Source organism: Terrisporobacter othiniensis (assembly GCF_000808015.1).
Lineage (GTDB): Bacteria > Bacillota > Clostridia > Peptostreptococcales > Peptostreptococcaceae > Terrisporobacter > Terrisporobacter muris.
Window position 1 is genome coordinate 1 of sequence record NZ_JWHR01000011.1, and the last position, 880, is coordinate 880.

At 25.2% G+C, this 880-nt stretch carries 1 protein-coding gene; it reads left to right on the forward strand.

All coding sequences use genetic code 11. The features are described from left to right. The first annotated feature begins 100 nt into the window (after window positions 1–100). A complete protein-coding gene (locus QX51_RS00875; RefSeq protein ID WP_039678013.1) occupies window positions 101–811 on the forward strand; it encodes a DUF434 domain-containing protein in 711 nt (236 codons plus the stop codon). The last annotated feature ends 69 nt before the right edge of the window (window positions 812–880 follow it).

Below are 880 nucleotides of genomic sequence, written 5' to 3' on the forward strand. Positions count from 1 at the left end.
ATTCCATAGTGCGCTAGTAGAAATACTAGCGCTTTTTTAATGAAAATATTCAATATTGGTAAAACTATAATTGATAAATTTAAATACTGGAGTGTAAATTATGTGCAAAGTTGTTAGAAGGGGTTATTTTCCTAGTGACCAAAAAGAATTTATTGATAATAATCTAGATAATCTCTATAATGCAGGAAAAGACTTATATTATTTATTGAATCATGGATACAAGATAAAAGGAGCATCAGTATTTGTGGGAAATCATTACTTATTATCCGAAAGGCAAAGACTGGCTTTAACCAGAGGTATTTCTTCTGAGAAAAATATTAAAATTAGAAAAGATAAAGAGGTTAATATAAATATTGAAAATAGCATAGTAAATATTGATGGTTTTAATACTATAATAACTTTGGAAGTAGCTTTATCTAATTCTTTGTTGGTTAAATGCATGGATGGTACATATAGGGATTTAGCAGGACTAAGAGGGACATATGGTATTATAGATAAAACGAAAGATGCAATACTAAATATTGGGTCCAGTTTAGAAAAAAATAAAATTAAAAAGGCAAATTTTTATCTAGACTCTCCTGTATCCAACTCGGGAAATTTAAAGAAAAAGATAGAAGAATTATTAAAAAACTTTTCTTTTGAAGTTGAAGTTTTTAATATAAGCAATGTGGATGCAACATTAGAAAAATTAGAAAATGTTATAAGTAGCGATGCACTAATTTTAGATAAGTGTAAAAGTTGGATTAATTTAAATAAGGAAATAATAGAAAAAAACATGGAAAATAATTTTTATGTTGATTTTAATTTATAATTTATAAGAGGTAAAATGATTGAATTGTTATCAATAAAAAAGAAATAAAAATAATTTGAGTTGCAAAAA